The sequence below is a fragment of the Vibrio sp. 03_296 genome (assembly GCF_002265885.1).
Map to the genome: position 1 here is coordinate 1 of NZ_NPKW01000495.1, position 610 is coordinate 610.

A 610-nucleotide genomic window follows, 5' to 3' on the forward strand; every position below is an offset into this window, starting at 1 on the left:
CAATTGATGGATTATAAGTTCAACAATGGCTTACCATTAACTTGAGCGGCGCCGAAGGGGAACGCAAGCCCATCAACCATGGTTTAAAGTACGGCGCAAATTGGCATTTCTGCTTGGACCGCAGAAGCGCTCAAGCACACCATGCCTGCCAGCGTATTCTCGCGTTCAACCGAGTGTCACAACCAAGATAAAGTGAGCATGGGGACTATCGCTGCCCGCGATTGTTTGCGAGTATTGGAACTGACTGAACAGGTGGCGGCCGCGTCTCTACTTGCTGCAACACAAGGGATCGAAATTCGCCGCCGTCGTTGGTGAACTGGACGAAAACCACATGAGCGATCGTCTGAAAGCCATCTGCAGCTCGGTACTCGATGAGTTTGAATTTGTCACTGAAGATCGACCCATTGGAAAAAGATCTGCGCCAGTTCATCACTCACATTCAACAACGTCATTGGTCACTGTATTAAGAGGTCTATGACAGACGTACTTTATCCGCTAGAAGCTGAGGTAACCTTAGTTACCTCGTTTCCAAGAGTGCCGACCCTATGGGGTCATCTATCACGGTAATTACTTTCCGATTTTTTGAAGAAGCAAGACGAAGTGATGATGG

Annotated in this window: 1 pseudogene; it reads left to right on the forward strand. The window is 48.5% G+C overall.

From position 1 onward, the window contains the following. Nucleotides 1-467, forward strand: a pseudogene (locus CIK04_RS25670) (aromatic amino acid lyase); the annotation flags it as partial. Nucleotides 468-610 lie beyond the last annotated feature (143 nt).